Origin of the sequence: Hoylesella enoeca JCM 12259, assembly GCF_000613405.1 — a bacterium.
In the GTDB taxonomy this organism is placed as follows: domain Bacteria; phylum Bacteroidota; class Bacteroidia; order Bacteroidales; family Bacteroidaceae; genus Prevotella; species Prevotella enoeca.
Genome location: NZ_BAIX01000025.1, coordinates 1 through 20,145, shown reverse-complemented (window position 1 = coordinate 20,145; position 20,145 = coordinate 1). Strand labels below are relative to the sequence as shown.

General features: G+C 45.1%; 11 protein-coding genes, 2 tRNA genes and 2 pseudogenes. 10 read left to right on the top strand and 5 right to left on the bottom strand.

Annotated features, from left to right (window positions below; translation table 11 throughout):
* Positions 1–162: 162 nt before the first annotated feature.
* From JCM12259_RS16945 to carB, 9 genes and pseudogenes are all read left to right on the top strand, one after another.
* Complete coding sequence (locus JCM12259_RS16945; protein ID WP_172792996.1) at positions 163–339, top strand: hypothetical protein; 177 nt, start codon at positions 163–165, stop codon at positions 337–339.
* 20 nt (positions 340–359) lie between these two features.
* Positions 360–851, top strand: a complete 492-nt coding sequence (locus JCM12259_RS08320; RefSeq protein ID WP_025066117.1) for a hypothetical protein — start codon at positions 360–362, stop codon at positions 849–851.
* On the top strand, positions 803–2,056 hold the full coding sequence (locus JCM12259_RS08315; RefSeq protein ID WP_159105378.1) for a hypothetical protein: 1,254 nt from the start codon (positions 803–805) through the stop codon (positions 2,054–2,056). The genes JCM12259_RS08320 and JCM12259_RS08315 overlap by 49 nt, the downstream gene beginning before the upstream one ends.
* 219 nt (positions 2,057–2,275) lie before the next feature.
* Positions 2,276–2,695: an HU family DNA-binding protein gene (locus JCM12259_RS08310; protein ID WP_025066115.1), complete on the top strand. Its 420-nt coding sequence runs from the start codon at positions 2,276–2,278 to the stop codon at positions 2,693–2,695.
* 217 nt (positions 2,696–2,912) lie between these two features.
* A pseudogene (locus JCM12259_RS14560) lies at positions 2,913–4,213 on the top strand (alpha-L-fucosidase).
* Between the two features lie 179 nt (positions 4,214–4,392).
* Positions 4,393–5,181 carry a polysaccharide biosynthesis/export family protein gene (locus tag JCM12259_RS08295; RefSeq protein WP_025066114.1) on the top strand — a complete coding sequence of 263 codons (789 nt, stop codon included), beginning with the start codon at positions 4,393–4,395 and terminating at the stop codon, positions 5,179–5,181.
* 135 nt (positions 5,182–5,316) lie between these two features.
* A pseudogene (locus tag JCM12259_RS14555) lies at positions 5,317–7,211 on the top strand (amidophosphoribosyltransferase).
* Between the two features lie 9 nt (positions 7,212–7,220).
* Positions 7,221–8,297, top strand: coding sequence for a glutamine-hydrolyzing carbamoyl-phosphate synthase small subunit (gene carA / locus JCM12259_RS08285; RefSeq protein WP_025066113.1), 1,077 nt, complete (start codon positions 7,221–7,223; stop codon positions 8,295–8,297).
* Between the two features lie 6 nt (positions 8,298–8,303).
* A complete protein-coding gene (carB, locus tag JCM12259_RS08280) occupies positions 8,304–11,531 on the top strand; it encodes a carbamoyl-phosphate synthase (glutamine-hydrolyzing) large subunit (RefSeq protein ID WP_025066112.1) in 3,228 nt (1,075 codons plus the stop codon).
* A 442-nt stretch (positions 11,532–11,973) separates the two neighbouring features.
* On the opposite strand, the gene JCM12259_RS08275 is transcribed toward carB, so the two are convergent.
* From JCM12259_RS08275 to JCM12259_RS08260, 4 genes are all read right to left on the bottom strand, one after another.
* Entirely contained in the window at positions 11,974–12,597 is a 624-nt protein-coding gene (locus JCM12259_RS08275) for a DUF3256 family protein (RefSeq protein ID WP_025066111.1), read from the bottom strand.
* A 233-nt stretch (positions 12,598–12,830) separates the two neighbouring features.
* Positions 12,831–15,365: an ATP-dependent Clp protease ATP-binding subunit gene (locus tag JCM12259_RS08270; RefSeq protein WP_025066110.1), complete on the bottom strand. Its 2,535-nt coding sequence runs from the start codon at positions 15,363–15,365 to the stop codon at positions 12,831–12,833.
* A 133-nt stretch (positions 15,366–15,498) separates the two neighbouring features.
* Positions 15,499–15,571, bottom strand: a tRNA-Lys gene (locus JCM12259_RS08265).
* A gap of 14 nt (positions 15,572–15,585) precedes the next feature.
* Positions 15,586–15,661 (bottom strand) — tRNA-Lys (locus JCM12259_RS08260).
* Between the two features lie 396 nt (positions 15,662–16,057).
* On the opposite strand from JCM12259_RS08260, the gene JCM12259_RS08255 reads away from it, so the two are divergent.
* Positions 16,058–18,418, top strand: a complete 2,361-nt coding sequence (locus JCM12259_RS08255; RefSeq protein WP_025066109.1) for a TonB-dependent receptor — start codon at positions 16,058–16,060, stop codon at positions 18,416–18,418.
* Between the two features lie 181 nt (positions 18,419–18,599).
* Here the strand turns inward: JCM12259_RS08255 and JCM12259_RS08250 are convergent, their stop codons facing one another.
* Entirely contained in the window at positions 18,600–19,700 is a 1,101-nt protein-coding gene (locus JCM12259_RS08250) for an Mrp/NBP35 family ATP-binding protein (protein ID WP_025066108.1), read from the bottom strand.
* Positions 19,701–20,145: the final 445 nt, after the last annotated feature.

The following is a 20,145-nucleotide window of genomic DNA, read 5'->3' as shown; positions in this document are numbered from 1 at the left end:
GACGCCTTTCACGTCTCACCCTACGCGCGCGCGAGGGGAGACGACTAAACCCCAATAAACAAAGGGCTTCTCGGAGTTCCCTTTGTTCTTCTTTTTATGTCCTTTTGCCAACCGAGCAAGGGGGAGATTTCACGTATTTTCATTCAAAATAAACAATATGATATGAAGAAACAAGAGTTAAAGAATTGGGTGTATGAGACACCCGAATGTAGAGTAATCCAATTAGAGAGTGAACAGTTTATTTGCACTTCTTGCACTTCGGTGCTTCCTAAACCCGAATCTGAAGAAGAAGACTGGGAAGAAGAGGAAGAAGATGGAGGTGTTATCAGACAGAATTAATCAACAAAATAAGAAAGACAATGAAACGAATACAGAAAATTAATGCGGCTGCTATGGCTATTATGTTGCCGGCCGTTCTGCTATTTGCAGCGTGCAGCAGTGAGGATAATCTCACAGAACCGAATACCGTTGCCGTAGGCGATGCACAAATCAGCATTACCGTAGAACCCTTTGAGACAGCAAAGAAAAATCCGAAGAGCCGCGCCGCAACAGACGAGACAAAGCCCGACACTGTGATTTTTGAGACTGGTCTCCGCGCCGTGGTATCGGTAGAAGAAGACGAACCTGAGGCAAATACGCGTGCTGCGATAGCCGACGGTCACTACACCATCTATGCTTGCGATGCCACTACTGGCGCACGCATCACCGGCACAGACAAACTACTCAAAGGCACCTTCTCGGGCGCGTTTTCACGCGCGATGCAGGTACGGCTCTGTGTCTTGCTCCCGGCACTTATAAATTTGTGTGTATCAACGACGCTGTTACTGATCGAGGCACTTATCTTGAAGTAAATTCAATACCTACGTCTGTGACTCAGAACTGCAATGCACAGATTGGTACTACCACGGAAACAATCAGCGGCACAGACTGGCAAGTGAAGTTCATCATGCGGCATCAAAATGCTCGCGTTCGGTTTCACGTAGTGGCTTATTCCGACCATATGGGAAATCTGAGTGGAGATTTTAAAGGAGGTAATTGGCAACAACCCTACTACCAAAAGTATAGCATAGATGGTACCACTATCACTGGACACTCTGAGACAGATTCCTATAATAGGCTTCTTTCCTATTTTACCATGCCTACCACCTCTACGACTTACAATGCTACCTATGTGCAGGCACACGATTTTTATGGCAGTTATGTGTATCTCACTCCTGGCGTAAATCTGAACGCTTGTATATGGAACGTTGGACAAGTTTATGGAAAGGCAATAACAAACTTCACTTCTAAATTGACGAATCTCGTTCGCAACCATTCTTACACTATCACCTACCGCATTCTGCCTGATGCTCTCTATCTCTTCCAAGACGGAACAGCTGGTGCAATTTCGGAAAAGGGCTCACGAACTCCCATCGGTGTCATAGTATCTGAAAAAACTAATACCAAAGAGGGAATGGCTATTGCGCTGAAAAGTGTGATAGGTGAATTTGGGAATTCTAATATTGTCTATGGAACATGGGGATCTCGCATGTTCGTAGCAAATAATACCTCAAATTTCTCTGATTATACCGATGGTATGCAAGATATGGATGGTTATAAATGGACACACGACCCGGCCGGATCAACAGATGGAACGGTCAAAGCTGATAATAAGAATGATTACACCGTGTTTTATTATGCCGCACACTATAATCCGGGCGTAAGTGTTACGGGCATCAATGTGGGCAAATGGTATCTGCCAGCTTTGGGTGAATGGAAACAGATGATCATGACGTTGGCGAATTGGGATGGATTGATGACCTTTGTGGGTAACGGAGGTAGTGGCGATTTAGCAGCAGCCAATGTAAACCGTATGAACAAAGCTTTTACTGATGCAGGGGGAACAGAAATATTCAATACCAGCATTAACAACCATGAGTATTGGTCAAGTTCAGAGGTAGGATCTATATATAATCCTTTGTTCGGACATGATTTTCTCACCAATAAGATTGTGTGCGGTCCTTCAGCTTACAGACATAATAATACAGCAGAAGTGCGCCCGTTCGTGCACTTCTGAATAGAGCGTGGAAATGGTACAGAATATTTATCATGAAAGGTGTTAAACACTTGCCCATAAAGGTGTAGTACACCCTTGTGGAAAGGTGTTTAACACCTTTGATAAAGGGTGTAGTACACCTTTAAAGATGGGTGTTATACACCTTAAAAGAGAGTAATATCGCTCATTATATAACAAATAATTATATGTTTAATCAATTAATCAAAAGGAGACAAAACCATGATTGAATTTGAAGTGAGATCGAAGAAGCAGACGGTCGGCTCGAAAAAGGGGCAGACGGTGTATTATGCTGTGGCTAAGAACGGAAATCGCATGACGCTCGAGATGCTGTGCGACATGATTGTAGACGAGACGTCGCTCTCGCGCGGTGATGTGATGAATGCACTCATTACGCTGGCTCGCATCGTGTGCCGCGGTGTGAAGATGGGATTCAGCATTGACATGGGCGACCTGGGTTCGCTACGCGTTTACTTCCCCTCGAAGATGATGGACAAGGAGGAAGATGTGACTGCCGAGACACTGAAAACGCCCAAAATCATTTATACGCCCAAGGCTAAGATGCGCCAGGCTGCTCGTGCGGCCGAAGTGAGCGTGATCAATAAGGCCAGGCAGAAGAAGGCGAAGACTCCCAAACCGTGAAAAGGTGATTTAAAGGAAAAAGACTATTTAAAGGTGAAAGAGTGAAGAGAGATGGAAGAGCATGTGTGAGGCTCTTCCATCTTTTTTTGTGGTGGGGAGGCGTGGGGTAAGTGATGCTTGCTGTTTATCCGGTGAATGATTTTCTTTTAGCTTTTGATTTGTGTCTGTCGAATTTTGATTACTTTTGCAGCATGAATCTAAACAATGTTTTCATACGATGAAAAAGACTTTACTTTTGATGGCGACTTTACTGATGAGTTATGTCAGTTTGGCGCAAGAGGCATATCGGCCGACAGCCGAAAACCTCAAAGCTCGTGAACAGTTTCAGGACGAGAAGTTTGGTATCTTTCTCCATTGGGGACTTTATTCGATGATTGGTGCAGGCGAATGGGTAATGAACAATTGGAATATCAATTACCGGGAATACCCTAAACTGGCCAAGGCTTTTTATCCGTCAGACTTTAATGCAGATGCTTGGGTGTCGGCAATCAAAGCTTCTGGTGCGAAGTATATCACCATTACGACGCGTCATCACGATGGTTTCTCGCTTTTCAAAACGGCTGTCAGCACTTATAACAGTGTAGATGCGACGCCTTTCAAACGTGATATCATCAAGGAATTAGCCGACGCTTGTAAGCGGCACGATATCAAACTCCATCTTTATTATTCGCATCTCGACTGGGGACGAGAGGATTATCCGATGGGCAGAACAGGTCGCGGCACAGGTAGGTCGGCAGAAAAGGCCGATTGGTCGGCCTATTATCGTTTTATGAATATGCAGCTCACAGAGCTGCTTACACATTACGGGCCGTTGGTGCGATATGGTTTGACGGTTGGTGGGATCACGACAGTGATGCGAAACCATTCGACTGGCAGTTGCCCGAACAGTATGCGATGATTCATAAGCTACAACCTCAGTGTCTCATTGGCAACAATCACCATCAAATTCCGAATGCTGGCGAGGATATACAGATCTTCGAACGCGATCTACCCGGTGAAAATAAGGCAGGTCTTTCGGGGCAAAGTATCAGTCGATTGCCGCTCGAATCGTGTCAGACCATCAATGACCACTGGGGCTATTCGATAACGGACAGCAATTATAAAAAGCCGAAAGAGCTGATACATATGCTCGTTCGGGCAGCCGGAAAGAATGCAAACTTGTTGCTAAATATCGGTCCTGAGCCCAGTGGAGATCTTCCTGCCCTTGCGCTCGACCGTTTGAAAGCTATCGGTGAATGGATGAATCGATACGGGAATACCATTTATGGTACTCGTGGCGGCATCGTCGCACCGCATGATTGGGGTGTAAGCACACAGCGGGGAAACCGACTTTACATCCATATTTTGGATTGTCAGGATGCGAATTTATTCATTCCGCTCGGCGGTCGCAAAGTAAAGAGAGCCTCGGTTTATGCCACTGGTAAGCGAATGAACTATACCAAGACTGGCGACGGCATAACACTCAACCTTGGAAAAGTGCCCACCGATATCGATTACATTGTGGAATTGACGCTCTGATCGATGCTGTGGATTGAACGAAATAGCCCAAAAGCTGCCGATGGATTTCATCTGTCGACAGCGAAGATAGCATTTATGGGTGAACTTGCGGGCACTATAAAATTAATTATCGAAACACTTGCGGAATCAGAAAATTAGGTGTAATTTTGCATCGTATTAATAAATACGTCATATAGGTTATGAAGAAATTGCTTATTCCATTTGCATCATTTGCATTTCTATTGTTGATTTGCAGTTGTGCAGGAAGTAAAAAAGTCGCGTATCTACAAAATGCGGATGAGATCAGTTTAGCAGATTCAAAAGGATTGTATGATGCACGGATTATGCCGAAGGATATGCTTACTGTCACGGTGAGCACAATAACGCCTGAGGCGGCAAAGCCCTTTAATCTCACAGTTGCCAATACCTCGGAGTCGAGTTCTGCATCAGTAGGAGTACAATCTTATTTGGTAGATAATGATGGAAATATCAATTTCCCAGTTGTCGGACATATTCATGTCGTGGGATTGACGAAGAATCAATGTCAAGATTTGATTCGTGACAAGGTGAAGCCCTATTTGGCTGAAACGGAAAATCCTGTGGTGACGGTGCGGATGTCCAGTTATCATGTCACGGTGCTGGGTGAAGTTAGCGGTCCGAAAGTGATTCCTGTGACGACGGAGAAGATGAATATATTAGAGGCCTTAGCTTCGGCAGGCGATCTGACGATATATGGTAAACGCAATAATGTGATGCTTATTCGTGAGGATGCAACCGGAGAGAAGAGTGTTCATCGGTTGAATCTCAATGATGCGAATCTTATTAATTCTCCTTATTATTATTTACAGCAAAATGATATTGTGTATGTCCAGCCTAATGGAGTGAAGGCCAAAGGGGCAAGCATCGGCCCATCAACCTCACTATGGTTCTCGTTTGTGGGAATTGTGACTTCGGTAGCATCTCTGTTATATAATATTTTGAGAAAGTAAAAGATTAAAATTCAACGCGAGAAAATGAAAAAATGAAAGATGACTCATCTACGAATCAACACCTCATTTTTTCATTTTTTTGTTTATAGGAATAGCTAAACAGAAGTTGAATCATCAAAGATACGGAAAAAGAATATGGAGCCTTTGAAGCACGAATGCGGTGTGGCGATGGTGCGATTGCTGAAGCCGTTGGAATATTATCAACACAAATACGGCACGTGGAAGTATGGACTTAACAAGCTCTATCTGATGATGGAGAAGCAGCATAACCGTGGGCAGGAAGGTGCAGGATTAGCTTGTGTGAAGCTAGACGGTGTTCCTGGCAAGGAGTATATGTTTCGCGAGCGTGCCGAAGGAGCCAATGCCATTACCCAAATCTTTGCCAATGTGCATAAGAGTTATAGCGAGTGGCCGGCCGAACAGATTGAGGATGCCGAGTTTGCACGCTATGATCTACCTTTTGCCGGTAATCTCTATATGGGCCATCTGCGTTATTCTACTACGGGAAAGAGCGGCCCCAGCTATGTACATCCGTTTTTGCGTCGTAACAATTGGCGTGCAAAGAACCTGTGTTTGTGCGGCAATTTCAATATGACCAATATCGACGAGATATTCAATAAATTAACGCTGCAAGGCCAATCTCCCCGCAAATACAGTGACAGTTATATTATGCTGGAGTTGATGGGGCATCGATTAGACCGCGAAGTAGAGCGAAATTTCATCGCGGCGAAGACTGCTGGGTTTCAGAATACCGATATTACGCATTATATTGAAGATCACGTGGAGATGAGCAATGTGCTCAAAACCACCATGACCGACTTCGATGGAGGGTATGTGGTGTGTGGAATCACGGGCAGCGGAGAATTTTTCTCGATGCGAGATCCGTGGGGCATTCGACCGGCTTTCTATTATATGGACGACGAAATCGTGGTTCTAGCCAGCGAACGCCCTGTTTTACAGACCACATTCGACCTTGAATGCGATGATATTCGCGAGTTGGAGCCGGGGCAAGCTCTATTTGTTCGGCGTAACGGAGCGTGTCATTTAGAGCAGGTTTTACCGCAACGGGGAGACGCAAAATGCTCTTTTGAGCGTATCTATTTCAGTCGGGGATCGGACCGCGACATCTATAAAGAGCGCAAAAAGTTGGGCGAACAGCTTACGGATAGTATCTTGCGGGCCGTAGATTACGATACAGAACATACCGTGTTTTCGTTTATTCCCAATACGGCCGAGGTGGCTTTCTATGGTATGTTGAATGGTTTCAAACGCTATGTCAATGATCAGAAGATTGCGAAAATAGAACATTTAGGGCATATTCCGACGCACGAGGAGTTGGAAAAAATTATCCACGAGTATGTGCGTAGTGAAAAGGTAGCGTGGAAAGACATTAAGTTGCGCACCTTTATCACCGAAGGTAACTCGCGAAACGACTTGGCTTCGCACGTCTATGACGTTACTTACGAAAGTATCGAACATCATCAAGACAATTTGGTGATTATCGACGACAGCATTGTTCGTGGTACAACGCTTAAAGAAAGCATTCTTCGCATTCTCGACAGGCTACATCCCAAGAAGATTGTCGTGGTGAGCAGTGCGCCGCAAATTCGTTATCCTGACTATTATGCATAGATATGCCGCGGTTAGAAGAGTTTTGCGTGTTCCGCGCTACCATTGAATTGCTGAAAGACAGAGGAATGCACGACTTGGTAGACACCACTTATCGAAATTGCCAAGACGAACTAATGAAATCCAAAGAACAAATGCGCAACTGCGTGCGAGATATTTATGAGCCTTTCAGTGTTAAAGAAATCAACGAGAAAATTGTTGAAATGTTGCGTCCCGAAGATGTCAAGACGCCGGTAGAACTTGTTTATCAGTCGCTTGAAGGCTTACGAACAGCTCTTCCTCAGCACAAAGGTGACTGGTATTTTACGGGTAAATATCCTACGCCTGGCGGTACAAAGCTGTGCAATCAAGCTTTTATTAATTTTGTTGAGAACGTTTATCAGTATGAACAGAAATTCTAATCAAGAACAATGAAGAACGTAACGTTAGTCTTAGAAGACGGTACTCGCTTCTGCGGTAAATCATTCGGATATGATACCCCGATAGCAGGCGAAGTGGTTTTCAATACTGCAATGACCGGATATCCCGAGAGTTTGACCGATCCTTCGTATGCAGGACAATTGATGGCAATGACTTATCCGTTAGTGGGTAACTACGGCGTACCGCCGTTTTCAATCGAGCAGGACGGTATTCCGACCTTTATGGAGGGTGAAAAGATATATGCTTCTGCGCTAATCGTGTCAGATTACAGCGCGTGTTATTCGCATTGGAATGCCCAAAAATCGTTGGCTAGCTGGTTGAAACGTGAACACGTACCCGGAATTACGGGTGTCGATACCCGCGAACTAACTAAGGTGCTACGTGAACACGGTGTGATGATGGGGCAAATTATCTTTGATGATGAGCCCGATAACATTCCGACAGCCCACTATGAGGGTGTTAATTTTGTCGATCAAGTGAGTTGCAAGGAAGTAATGACATACCATACTGGAGCGGGAAAGAAAGTGGTGCTCGTAGATTGCGGTGTGAAAGCCAATATCATTCGCTGTTTAATCAATCGCGGTGTGGAAGTAATTCGGGTACCTTGGAATTATGATTATACTACGATAGACTTCGATGGACTCTTTCTCGGCAATGGTCCCGGCAATCCCGATATGTGTGAAGAGGCTGTAACGATTCTTCGGAAACAACTCGATAGCAGCCGAAAACCCATCTGCGGAATATGTATGGGCAATCAGTTATTGGCCAAAGCGGGCGGTGCTTCTATCTATAAGTTGAAGTATGGGCATCGTTCTCACAATCAGCCTGTGCGTATGGTGGGTACCGACAACTGCTATATCACCAGTCAAAATCACGGCTATGCCGTAGATGCGACAACCTTAGGACAAGATTGGGAAGAGCTCTTCGTCAATATGAATGACGGTTCTAACGAGGGCATTCGCCACAAAACCAATCCTTGGTTTACATCGCAGTTCCACCCGGAAGCCTGTTCAGGACCGGTGGATACAGAGTTTATGTTCGATAAGTTTATTGAAAGTTTAAAGTAAGATACGATGAAAGACGAGAATATTAAGAAGGTATTGCTGTTAGGATCGGGAGCTTTGAAGATTGGAGAAGCTGGCGAATTTGATTACTCCGGCTCTCAGGCGCTCAAAGCTTTGCGTGAAGAAGGCGTTTATACGGTGCTTATCAATCCGAACATTGCTACGGTTCAGACCTCAGAAGGTGTTGCAGATCAAATCTATTTCCTGCCTGTTCAGCCTTATTTCGTTGAACGAGTGATCGAGAAAGAGCGCCCCGACGGTATCTTGTTAGCCTTTGGCGGACAGACAGCTTTAAATTGCGGTGTAGAGCTTTATCGATCGGGTGTTCTTGAAAAATATAACGTTCGCGTGCTCGGAACACCTGTCCAAGCCATTATGGACACCGAAGACAGAGAACTGTTTGTAGAAAAACTCAATGAGATTGACGTCAAGACGATCAAAAGCGAAGCCTGCGAAACGATCAGTCAAGCTCGTGAAGCCGCCGCACGTTTGGGTTATCCTGTTATCATTCGGGCAGCTTATGCTTTGGGAGGGTTAGGCAGTGGTTTCTGCGATAACGAAGACGAGCTGAATAAATTGGCTGAAAAAGCTTTCTCGTTTTCTCCCCAAGTGCTTGTTGAGAAGAGTTTGAAGGGGTGGAAAGAGATAGAATACGAGGTGGTACGAGACAGGTACGATAATTGCATTACAGTGTGCAATATGGAGAATTTCGACCCATTGGGCATCCATACAGGTGAGAGTATCGTCGTCGCTCCATCTCAAACGCTTACCAACAGCGAGTATCACAAGTTACGGGCATTGTCTATCAAGATTATTCGTCATATCGGAATCGTGGGCGAATGCAACGTACAGTATGCCTTTGATCCCGCAAGTGAGGATTACAGAGTTATCGAAGTGAATGCCCGTTTGAGTCGTTCGTCGGCCTTGGCATCCAAAGCAACGGGCTATCCATTGGCTTTTGTGGCTGCTAAATTAGGTATGGGATATGGGCTTTTCGAGTTGAAGAACTCGGTAACGAAGACAACAAGCGCTTTCTTCGAGCCAGCTTTAGACTATGTTGTGTGTAAGATTCCGCGCTGGGATTTGAGCAAATTCCGTGGCGTAGACAAAGAGTTGGGGTCTTCGATGAAGTCGGTGGGCGAAGTAATGGCTATCGGTCGTAACTTTGAAGAGGCTTTACAGAAAGGACTTCGTATGATCGGGCAGGGTATGCACGGCTTTGTGGAGAATAAAGAGCTGGAAATCGACGACATCGATGCAGCCCTTCGAGAGCCTACCGACAAACGAGTCTTTATCATATCGAAGGCTATGCATAAGGATTATAGCATCGATCAGATACACGAATTGACGAAAATTGACAAATGGTTTTTGCAGAAACTCAAACATATCATCGATATCGACGAAGCATTGAAGCGTTGTACGAGTATCAATGTACTAGATAAAGATTTGCTGCAAACGGCAAAATGCTATGGATTTACGGACTTCCAGATTGCCCGTGCAGTGGGGTTAGAGCGCGAATTGCACAATATGCACCGTGCGGCATTGGTAGTTCGTAGTCTGCGAAAGCGTTATGGTATTGTGCCTGTGGTTAAACAGATCGACACTTTGGCTGCGGAATATCCGGCTCAGACCAACTATCTTTATGTCACTTACTCCGGAATAAAGAGCGATGTGGCGTTTGTGCAGGATAAGCGGAGTATTATCGTGCTCGGTTCTGGTGCCTATCGCATCGGCAGTTCGGTTGAGTTCGATTGGTGCGGCGTGCAGGCTTTGAACACGATTCGCAAGCAAGGATACCGCTCGATAATGATTAACTACAATCCGGAGACCGTTTCTACCGACTACGATATGTGTGATCGGCTTTACTTCGACGAGTTAACTTTCGAGCGAGTAATGGATATTATCGATCTTGAAAGCCCTCACGGCGTGATCGTTTCAACCGGAGGACAGATTCCGAACAATCTGGCGATGTGGTTGGATGCTGAAAATGTGCCTATATTAGGTACTTCAGCACGAGATATCGATAATGCGGAAGACCGTGCGAAGTTCTCTGCAATGCTCACCGAACACGGCATTAACCAACCCGAATGGCGTGCACTCACATCGATGAATGACATCAATGAGTTTGTCGATAGGGTAGGATTCCCTGTGCTTGTACGTCCTTCGTATGTCCTTTCGGGTGCAGCGATGAACGTATGTTCCAATAACGAGGAGCTGGAACGCTTTTTGAAGCTGGCTGCCAACGTGAGTGAAGACCATCCGGTCGTGGTGAGTAAGTTTATCGAACACGCCAAAGAGATAGAGATGGACGCCGTAGCGCGTAACGGAGAGATACTTGCTTACGCAATCTCCGAGCACATCGAGTTTGCCGGTGTACACTCGGGCGATGCCACGATACAATTTCCGCCGCAGAAGATTTATGTAGAAACGGTACGACGAATCAAGCGTGTGAGTCGGCAGATTGCCCGGGCACTGCATATCAACGGCCCTTTCAACATTCAGTATATGGCGTGTGAGAATGACATTTTAGTTATTGAATGCAACCTGCGTGCATCTCGTTCGTTCCCGTTTGTGAGCAAAGTTCTGAAGCTGAATCTTATTGATCTGGCTACGAAAGTAATGCTCGGTATTCCGGTTGAAAAGCCCAATAAGAACCTCTTTGATCTCGATTATGTCGGTATTAAGGCCAGCCAGTTCTCTTTCAACCGCTTGCAGAAAGCCGATCCGGTGCTGGGTGTGGATATGGCTTCTACCGGAGAAGTGGGCTGTCTGGGTGATGATACCGATCAGGCACTCATCAAGAGTATGCTTTCTGTGGGCTATCGGGTCCCTAAGGAAACCATTTTGTTGTCGACAGGTGGGGCCAAACAGAAAGCAGAAATGCTCGACGCGGCCCGTACTTTGGTGTCTAATGGATACGAACTTTTCGCTACCGGCGGTACATCTCAGTTTCTTTCAGAGAATGATATACCAAATACGCGTGTTTACTGGCCGTCGGAAGAAGGTTGCCAACCGCAGGCTTTGGACCTACTTCACGGCCATCAGATTGATATGGTAGTCAATATCCCGAAGAATCTCACTGTCCACGAGTTGACCAATGGGTATAAGATTCGTCGTGCGGCGATAGATCTGAATGTACCGTTGATTACCAACACCCGTTTGGCCTCGGCCTTTATCCACGCCTTTTGTACATTAAATCTTGACGATATAGACATCAAGTCGTGGGCGGAATATTGATACTGAAAGGCGAATCCATTGTCTTTTAGTTTGTCAATCATCTAAACTTGACCCCGAAAGTTTTATTACTAAAAAGAACAACTAACGGTTATTTGCTCTGCATTTAACCGTTAGTTATTTTGTAATTGACCATTAGTTATAAGCCAACTAACCCTTTTATAGACGGGCTTAGTCCATTTATTGTTATAAGATTTACCCTGGTAAGGATCAGAATTCATTTGTAATTAAATCTCTGTTTATCAAATTTGAGATATGGGTAAAGTGCATGGCACGATAGATAAACGATTTGAGTATTTCGAGTCGAGCATAAAAAATTGATTGTCTCACGACAACCAATCTTTCTTAACCTTAATAATCTAATACCATGAAAAACACGTCGCAAAGTTACTTATTCATATATAGACTTGCAAGTGTTATATAAATATGGTGTAAATATATAACATTAGTTATAAGTTATTCCATTCCAATTAAGTTTTCTTTGCAAGAAAATCAAACGAATAGACTCTTTTTCCTGATGAGATAATAACGGAACGGCGGTCCGAAGCATCAGATTGTCGTTTTCGGCAGTGAGCGATGCTTCTACGGTTATGACTTCTATCTTGCCTTTGAGTTCATCGAATCGAGCCTGAGACATCGTGTCTGGTCTGACAATTAACGATGGAGCAAATTGTTGCAAATCGATAGAGGGACTTTCCAATCGCTGCCAATGCGGTGTATAGAATGTTATACTGCTCTCTGGTAACGGTCCGTTGAATGTCCGGACCATGCAGAGAATTGAGTCTTCGTTTGTTGTGGGTAATAAGCGGAGCTGCATTTTCGAGGCTTTGTTCAGCGTGATTGACACATAATTGGTTGTCAATGTATCTATAACAGAAGTTTCTCTCAATTGATTTTTCACCTCTGGCTTAACTTTTAAATCTACGTAATCTACGAGTTCGAGACGTTGATTTTTATTTAAATAGGGTATGATAGAGTCGGGCATTGACAGCCATATTTTTCTCATCGACTGTGCTTGCACTTGTAAACACGCCATGGCTATCAGCAAAATTACATAAAATCGTCTCATCTCTTGATGTGTATTGGCAGGAAAATTATCTTTTATTGTCTGTATTCTATATGAGTTTGCAATATTAAAAGATTTTTCCCGACAATGCAATTATTCAATAATAAAAATGTCTAAACTACCTATTTTTACCCTATTTAAAGCCTGTTCGATCTGATCTTGAAGGTATAAAAAACCGGATGACTCCATCTTTCGATGAACCATCCGGCATTTTTCTTCTTATAAATGAGTGTGCTTTATTTGAAAACCAATTCCTCTTTTCCTCTCTTTTTACTGATCGTGATAGTTTTATCAGATCTTTCTTTGCCCGACAAAATGATCTCACAGAGTCCGTCCTCGATGTAATTCTGAATGGCTCTCTTCAACGGACGCGCTCCGAATTGAACATCGTAGCCTTTCGTTGCGACAAATTCCTTGGCCTCATCGGTGATTTTCAAGTTGTAACCCATATCTCCGACGCGCTTGAACAAACCTTTCAGTTCGATGTTGATAATTTGTTTGATCGCATTGAGATCCAGTTGATCGAATGTGATTATTTCATCAAGACGATTCAAAAATTCGGGTGCAAATTGCTTGCTCAAGCTCTTTTGAATGATGGAACGAGCATATTCCTTGTCCTTTTCATTCATAATCAGTCCCATTTGATTGCCCGCATTGAAGCCGACTCCACGTCCAAACTCTTTCAACTGGCGTGTTCCTGCGTTGGAAGTCATGATAATCACGGTGTTACGGAAGTCTACAAAGCGACCATTTCCGTCTGTCAAACGACCTTCATCCAATACTTGTAACAAGAGATTGAACACGTTTCCGTGTGCTTTTTCGATTTCGTCAAGCAGCACGATAGAGTAGGGGTGGCGGCGCACTTTCTCTGTTAGTTGTCCACCTTCTTCATATCCGACGTATCCCGGAGGTGCTCCCACAAGGCGAGAGACATTGAAGCTCTCAGTGTATTCGCTCATATCGATCCGAATCAAAGCATCGGTACTACCGAACATAAACTCTGCTAACTTTTTGGCTAAATATGTCTTGCCTACTCCGGTGGGACCTAAGAACATAAAGACACCTATCGGATGGTTGGGGTCTTTGAGTCCGACACGGTTGCGTTGAATTGCTTTGACCATCTTATCAATGGCTGCATCTTGTGCGATTACAGACTGCTTGAGTTCCGTTGCCATTCCTTTCAGACGCACGCCTTCGGCCTCTGCCATCCGCTGGACAGGTACACCGGTCATCATGGAAACAACATCGGCAACGTCTTTATCCGTCACGGTCTCTTGAGATACACTTTCATCGTTGGTCCATTGACGGTTCAACTCTTCCATTTCTTTCTCCAATTGTGTTTGCGTATCTCTGTAACCAGCAGCTAACTCGAAGTTCTGATTCTTGACAGCAGACTGCTTTTTTTGTTTGATATCTGCTATCTCTTTCTCTTTATCGACGATGTTCTGTGGAATTTCTGCATGTTGCAGGTGGATGCGTGCACCCACTTCGTCCATAGCATCGATTGCTTTATCCGGGAAAGCATGATCGGTGACATATCGTTCTGTCAACTTGACGCATGCTTTCAGTGCCTCCTCGGTATATCTTACATGGTGATGATGCTCATATCTCTCCTTAATATTCGTGAGTATTTGCATCGTTTCGTCTGCCGTTGTCGGCTCAACAAGCACCTTTTGGAAGCGCCGTTCCAAAGCGCCATCTTTCTCAATGCTGTTGCGATATTCATCAAGCGTAGTGGCACCGATACATTGAATCGTGCCACGTGCCAATGCTGGCTTCATGATATTGGCTGCATCCATACTGCCGGGCGTACTTCCCGCACCGATCAGTGTATGAATTTCGTCAATGAAGACAATGATATCCGGATTCTGTTCTATTTCTTTGATCAGGGCACGAATACGTTCCTCGAATTGACCGCGGTATTTCGTTCCAGCCACAATTCCTGTCATATCGAGGTTTACCAACCGTTTATTGTATAGAACAGGGGATGTTTGATGCTTAGCAATCAGCTGTGCTAAGCCTTCAACAATTGCACTTTTTCCCACCCCGGGTTCACCGATCAGGATCGGATTATTTTTCTTTCGACGGCAGAGAATTTCCGTTACACGCTGAATTTCTTTCTCTCTACCTACCACGGGATCGAGTTTTCCCTCTACGGCAGCTTGTGTCAAGTCTGTCGAGAAACTGTCAAGCACCGGTGTCTTAGCATGAGGCTTACGGGTTTGAGTCGTGGAATAACTTCCGGTTGACTGATTCCCATTCCCTGCTGCATGTTCTTCATCAAACTCTTCCTCGTCTTCATCCGGCAGACCGATACCGTCTTGAGTCGGACTTACTTCTTTTTGAAGAGCTGCCAGCGTGTTTTCGTAATTCATATTGTTAAATTCCAAAACTTCTTTTGCGCCGTTATTAACTTGGTCATGAAGGATTGCGAGCAGCAGATGCTGCACATCCACCAATTGAGTATGCTGTATCCGAGCCTCCAAAACAGCAAGTTTCAGAATGTTGCTTGCCTTTTCGTTCAATACGAGTTCTGCTGTATTGACAGATTCATTGACTTCATCTTCCCGCACTTTATTTTCAAGTTCGGTCTTGATGGATTTTAGATTAACATCCATCCGAAGAAAAAGTTCGGTGAGCGGATTGTTCTTCTCACGGATGATACCGAGCAACAGATGCTCCGGACCTACTGAACGGCTGGCTAACCGCGCAGCTTCTTCCCTGCTGAAAGCAAGTATCTCCGATACCTTAGGTGAAAATTGACTCGTCATATATGTATCCTCTTACCTTTCTTTAATTGTTCCTAATGATCTGTTATGTCACTCTTTCCCATGTGAAAAGCAAACATTATGCCAAAATCTAAATGAAAGAAAAAGGCTAACCGCCATTCGATTAGCCTTTTTGTACACCCTTAGGGATTCGAACCCTAGACCCACTGATTAAGAGTCAGTTGCTCTACCAACTGAGCTAAGGGTGCCCTTGAAAATAAATTGGTGCGCCCTTAGGGACTCGAACCCTAGACCCACTGATTAAGAGTCAGTTGCTCTACCAGCTGAGCTAAGGGCGCTCAATTTATCACAAAGTATGGATCACTCCTTCATTTGCGGATGCAAAGATAATCGTTTCTCGACAAATAGCCAAACATTTCATTGTTTTTTCTTTACCGCCACAGTTTTTTCTTTCCTTCTATAATCATGTATATGGCTCTTGGATTGTTGAGTTTATTAATTTCTTTGCCTCTTTATTAGATGACTGTTTAGAAAATCACGCATTTTGAGTATTGTGTGGATGAAGTGCTTTTGATATCTTTAAACTATGAAAAATGATGACCGAAAGGCAACGGAATGCACTGAAAGAAAAGGAGATTCGGAATTGAATAGGAATCAAACGAGGTGTTCGGACATCAGTAGATACCAATAAAGAATTAGTCATTAATTATTAATCAAAGAAAGGTAAAACAGGTATGAAACAACCATCTACACGTAACAGCAGTGTGCCATGCAAACTCTTGGCACTCGTTTTCATGGCATTATTTTCATTGTCGGTCGTGGCCGAGGAGTCCGATCGGCACGGAACGGATGCCAATCTATTCGGACACGTGCTCAATAAGCGTACGGGCGAACATCTGTCTCACGTCTCGGTGAGCATCCTCGGCACAATGATCCGAACCTCGACCGATGCTACCGGACATTATATGATCAAAGACTTACCACTGGGAAAACATACGGTTGAAGTGCGCATTACAGGTTATCGCACGGAGAGAAAGACGATAACGGCCGTGGAAAACAAGACGGAAGAACTCAACTTCGAGATAACCCAAGACGAAATTGCACTCGACGAAGTGGTGGTTTCGGCCAACAGAAATCTCGCTTTACGTCGAAATGCCCCGACATTAGTCAACGTACTCGACACGAAAACATTCGACCGAACACACTCGATGTGCTTAGCGCAAGGACTGAACTTTCAACCCGGCGTACGAACTGAGGACAATTGCCAGAACTGCGGATTCTCACAGGTGCGCATAAACGGCCTCGACGGGCATTACTCTCAAATCTTAATAGATTCCCGACCGGTATTCTCGGCTCTGCAAGGTGTGTACGGTCTCGAACAGATTCCGGCTAATATGATCGACCGAGTGGAGATAGTCAGGGGTGGAGGATCGGCTCTTTTCGGCTCATCGGCTATTGGCGGAACCATCAATATCATTACAAAGGAACCCACAGTAAACTTTGCCGAGCTTGCACATACACTGATGTCGATCGGCGGGAAAGGAGCATTTGAAAACAATACGACGATGAACGGATCTGTCATTACCGATAACAATAAAGCCGGATTCTATGTTTACGGACAAAGCAGACAACGAAACGGTTACGACCGCGACGGCGACGGATACACAGAATTGCCTAAACTCATCAATCGGACAGTCGGTTTCAGCTCGTTCATTCGCCTCACCGACTACTCCAAATTCACGTTGCAATATCACGGACTGAATGAATTTCGCCGCGGCGGAAACCATTTAGACATTCCTGCACACGAAGCAAACATCGCCGAACAACTTGATCATCACATTAACGGAGGCGGCCTGACGTACGATGCCTTCACGCCTGATGAACACAATCATTTCACGTCTTATGTTTCGTTCCAGACTGTCTCACGCAAGAGTTATTACGGAGGTACGGGCGACGGATCGGCAGAATCTGTGGCCGATGCACTCAAAGCGTACAGTATTACGCGCGATCTGAACTTAGTAGGAGGCGCACAATACGTTCATACTTTCGACCGACTGCTCTTTCTTCCGGCTGATTTCACTGCCGGAGCAGAATTCAATTACGATGGACTGAAAGATAAGTCGCTGGGTTATCACACACTGCTCGACCAGCGTGTACGCATCGGCAGCTTCTTCTTTCAAAACGAATGGAAGAACGATCAGTGGGGAATCCTCCTCGGCGGAAGGCTCGATAAACACAATCTTATCCATCATTTAATATTCAGTCCGCGTATAAATTTCCGATATAATCCCGCAAAAGACGTCAACATCCGCCTCACTTATGCCGGCGGTTTTCGTGCTCCGCAGGCATTCGATGAAGATCTTCACACTACATTGGCAGGCGGAGAGCGCATCAAAACACGGTTGGCAAAAGGACTGAAAGAAGAGAAATCGAACAGCATCAGCCTCTCAGCCGATCTGTATCACACGTTCGGCAGCGTACAAACCAATCTTTTGGTAGAAGCGTTTTATACCCATTTGTCTGATGTTTTTGCGCTGCGTAAACTGTCGGATAAGGACGAACACGGTAACGGAATCCTCGAACGATACAATGCCAACGCCGCCAACGTCTTCGGATTCAATATCGAGGGCAAGGCCGCTTTCACCTCTTGGTTTCAGTTGCAGGCCAGTGTCACGCTACAAAAGAGCCGTTATCGCAACGCGATAGAATGGGATGAAGAGGCACCCAAGGAACAACGGATGATGCGAACGCCAAATACCTACGGATATTTCACGGCCCATTTCACTCCCGTTCGCGGTTTCTCAGCCTCTCTTTCGGGCAATTATACCGGCTCGATGCTGGTCGGTCACGCCAAGGGATCAGGTGTTTCAGCTCCCGTTGCCGTCAATACGCCCGCCTTTTTCACGTTGAATGCCAAACTGGCTTATGATTTCAAACTCTACAATCAAATCAAATTGCAAGTCAATTGCGGTATTCAGAATCTTACCGATGCATTCCAACGCGATTTAGACAAAGGTTGGAACCGTGACGCCAACTATATTTACGGTCCGTCGATGCCCCGCAGTTGGTTCATCGGTGCTAAGATTTCGCTGTGACATCTGCCAATCGAAGCGTGACAATGACGATTGGTTATGTCTATAACTGACGGTTAATTGCATGCCAAAAGACATCAAATGACATGGCAACTAACGGTTAAACGCACGTCGTTTAACTGTTAGTTGCCATGCTTTTTCTATGCTGTTGATAAGCAGCAAGGAATAAAGAAAGATTCCTGTCTTATTCTTTCACTTGTACAATCTTCGTCGGACGCTGTTCTCGATTGCGCCGATTGGTTACCGTTATGACGGCTTGTGCCAGATTGATGAAAGCTTGTCCCGTGATGGAATCGGCATTCAGCGCAGCCGGTTTGCCCGCATCGCCGCTCTCACAGATGCTCTGAACAAGGGGAATTTGTGCCAAAAGCGGACAGTTCATTTCCTTAGCCAGGTTCTTGCACCCATCTTTTCCGAAGATGTAATACTTATTTTCAGGAAGTTCGGCAGGTGTAAACCACGCCATATTCTCTACCAATCCCAAGATAGGAACATTCACCTTATCATTACGATACATATCAATGCCTTTGCGCGCATCGGCCAATGCCACACTCTGCGGCGTGCTGACAATGACTGTTCCGGTGATGGCGAGCGTTTGCAAAAGCGTGAGATGAATGTCGCTTGTACCCGGAGGCGTATCAAGAATAAAGTAATCGAGGTCGCCCCAATCTGCATCCGCAATGAGTTGTTTCAATGCATTCGACGCCATTCCACCTCGCCAGAGTGTTGCTGTATCTGAATTGACAAAAAAGCCAATGCTCAATAGCTTCACACCATACTTCTCGATGGGGCTGATCAGGTCGCGCCCATCTCGCTTCACTGCGTAAGGCCGAGCGTCTTCTACATCAAACATCTTGGGAACCGACGGTCCGAAGATGTCTGCATCGAGCAGTCCTACCTTGTAACCGAGCCTCGCCAGCGCAATGGATAGATTGGCAGCGACGGTGCTTTTGCCCACACCTCCCTTGCCGGAACTCACTGCAATGACGTTCTTCACATGTGGAAGGAGTTTCTCTACGGCCGGTCTGGGTTTGGATTTAAATTCCGTTGAGATCGTCACTTGCACATCGGCGCTGATGTGATAATGAATAGCCGACTCGGCAGCTTTGATAGTCGACTTCATAAAAGGATCGGTATCACGCGGAAAAATCAAGGTGAACGACACCGACATACCGTCTATACGTATGTCATCAGCCACCATTTCGCTCTCCACGAGATTCTTTTTCGTGCCGGGATACACCACCGTTTGCAGTGCATCCATAATCAACTTAGGATATAATGTCATCATGTTATCGCTTTGCAACGAGCCATTCTGCCCGTTTGTTGGATGCAAAGTTACCTAATTAATTCCTCATTCACCGTTCGTCATCCACATTTTTATTGAGCAGTCATACAAAAAGAACGCCCAAGCCGTCCCCTATTTCCACCTGCCATAACCCTCTCTCAAAAAACAGAAACGTTTTTACGAGCCTATTCTCCCAACACGGTAAAAGGACGAAAAGTTGCTCCCTCCAGTTTCACCTTTAAATCGCCTTTTCACCTTTAATCATCCACGGCTGACGAGTTGTTTTTCTGATTTTTTGGCTTTCATCCATGGCTGACGAGCTATTTTTCTGATTTTTGGGCTTTCATCCATGGCTGACGAGTTGTTTTTCTGATTTTGAGGCTTTCATCCATGGCTGACGAGTTGTTTTTCTGATTTTGAGGCTTTCCAACTACTTGGAAGCGCC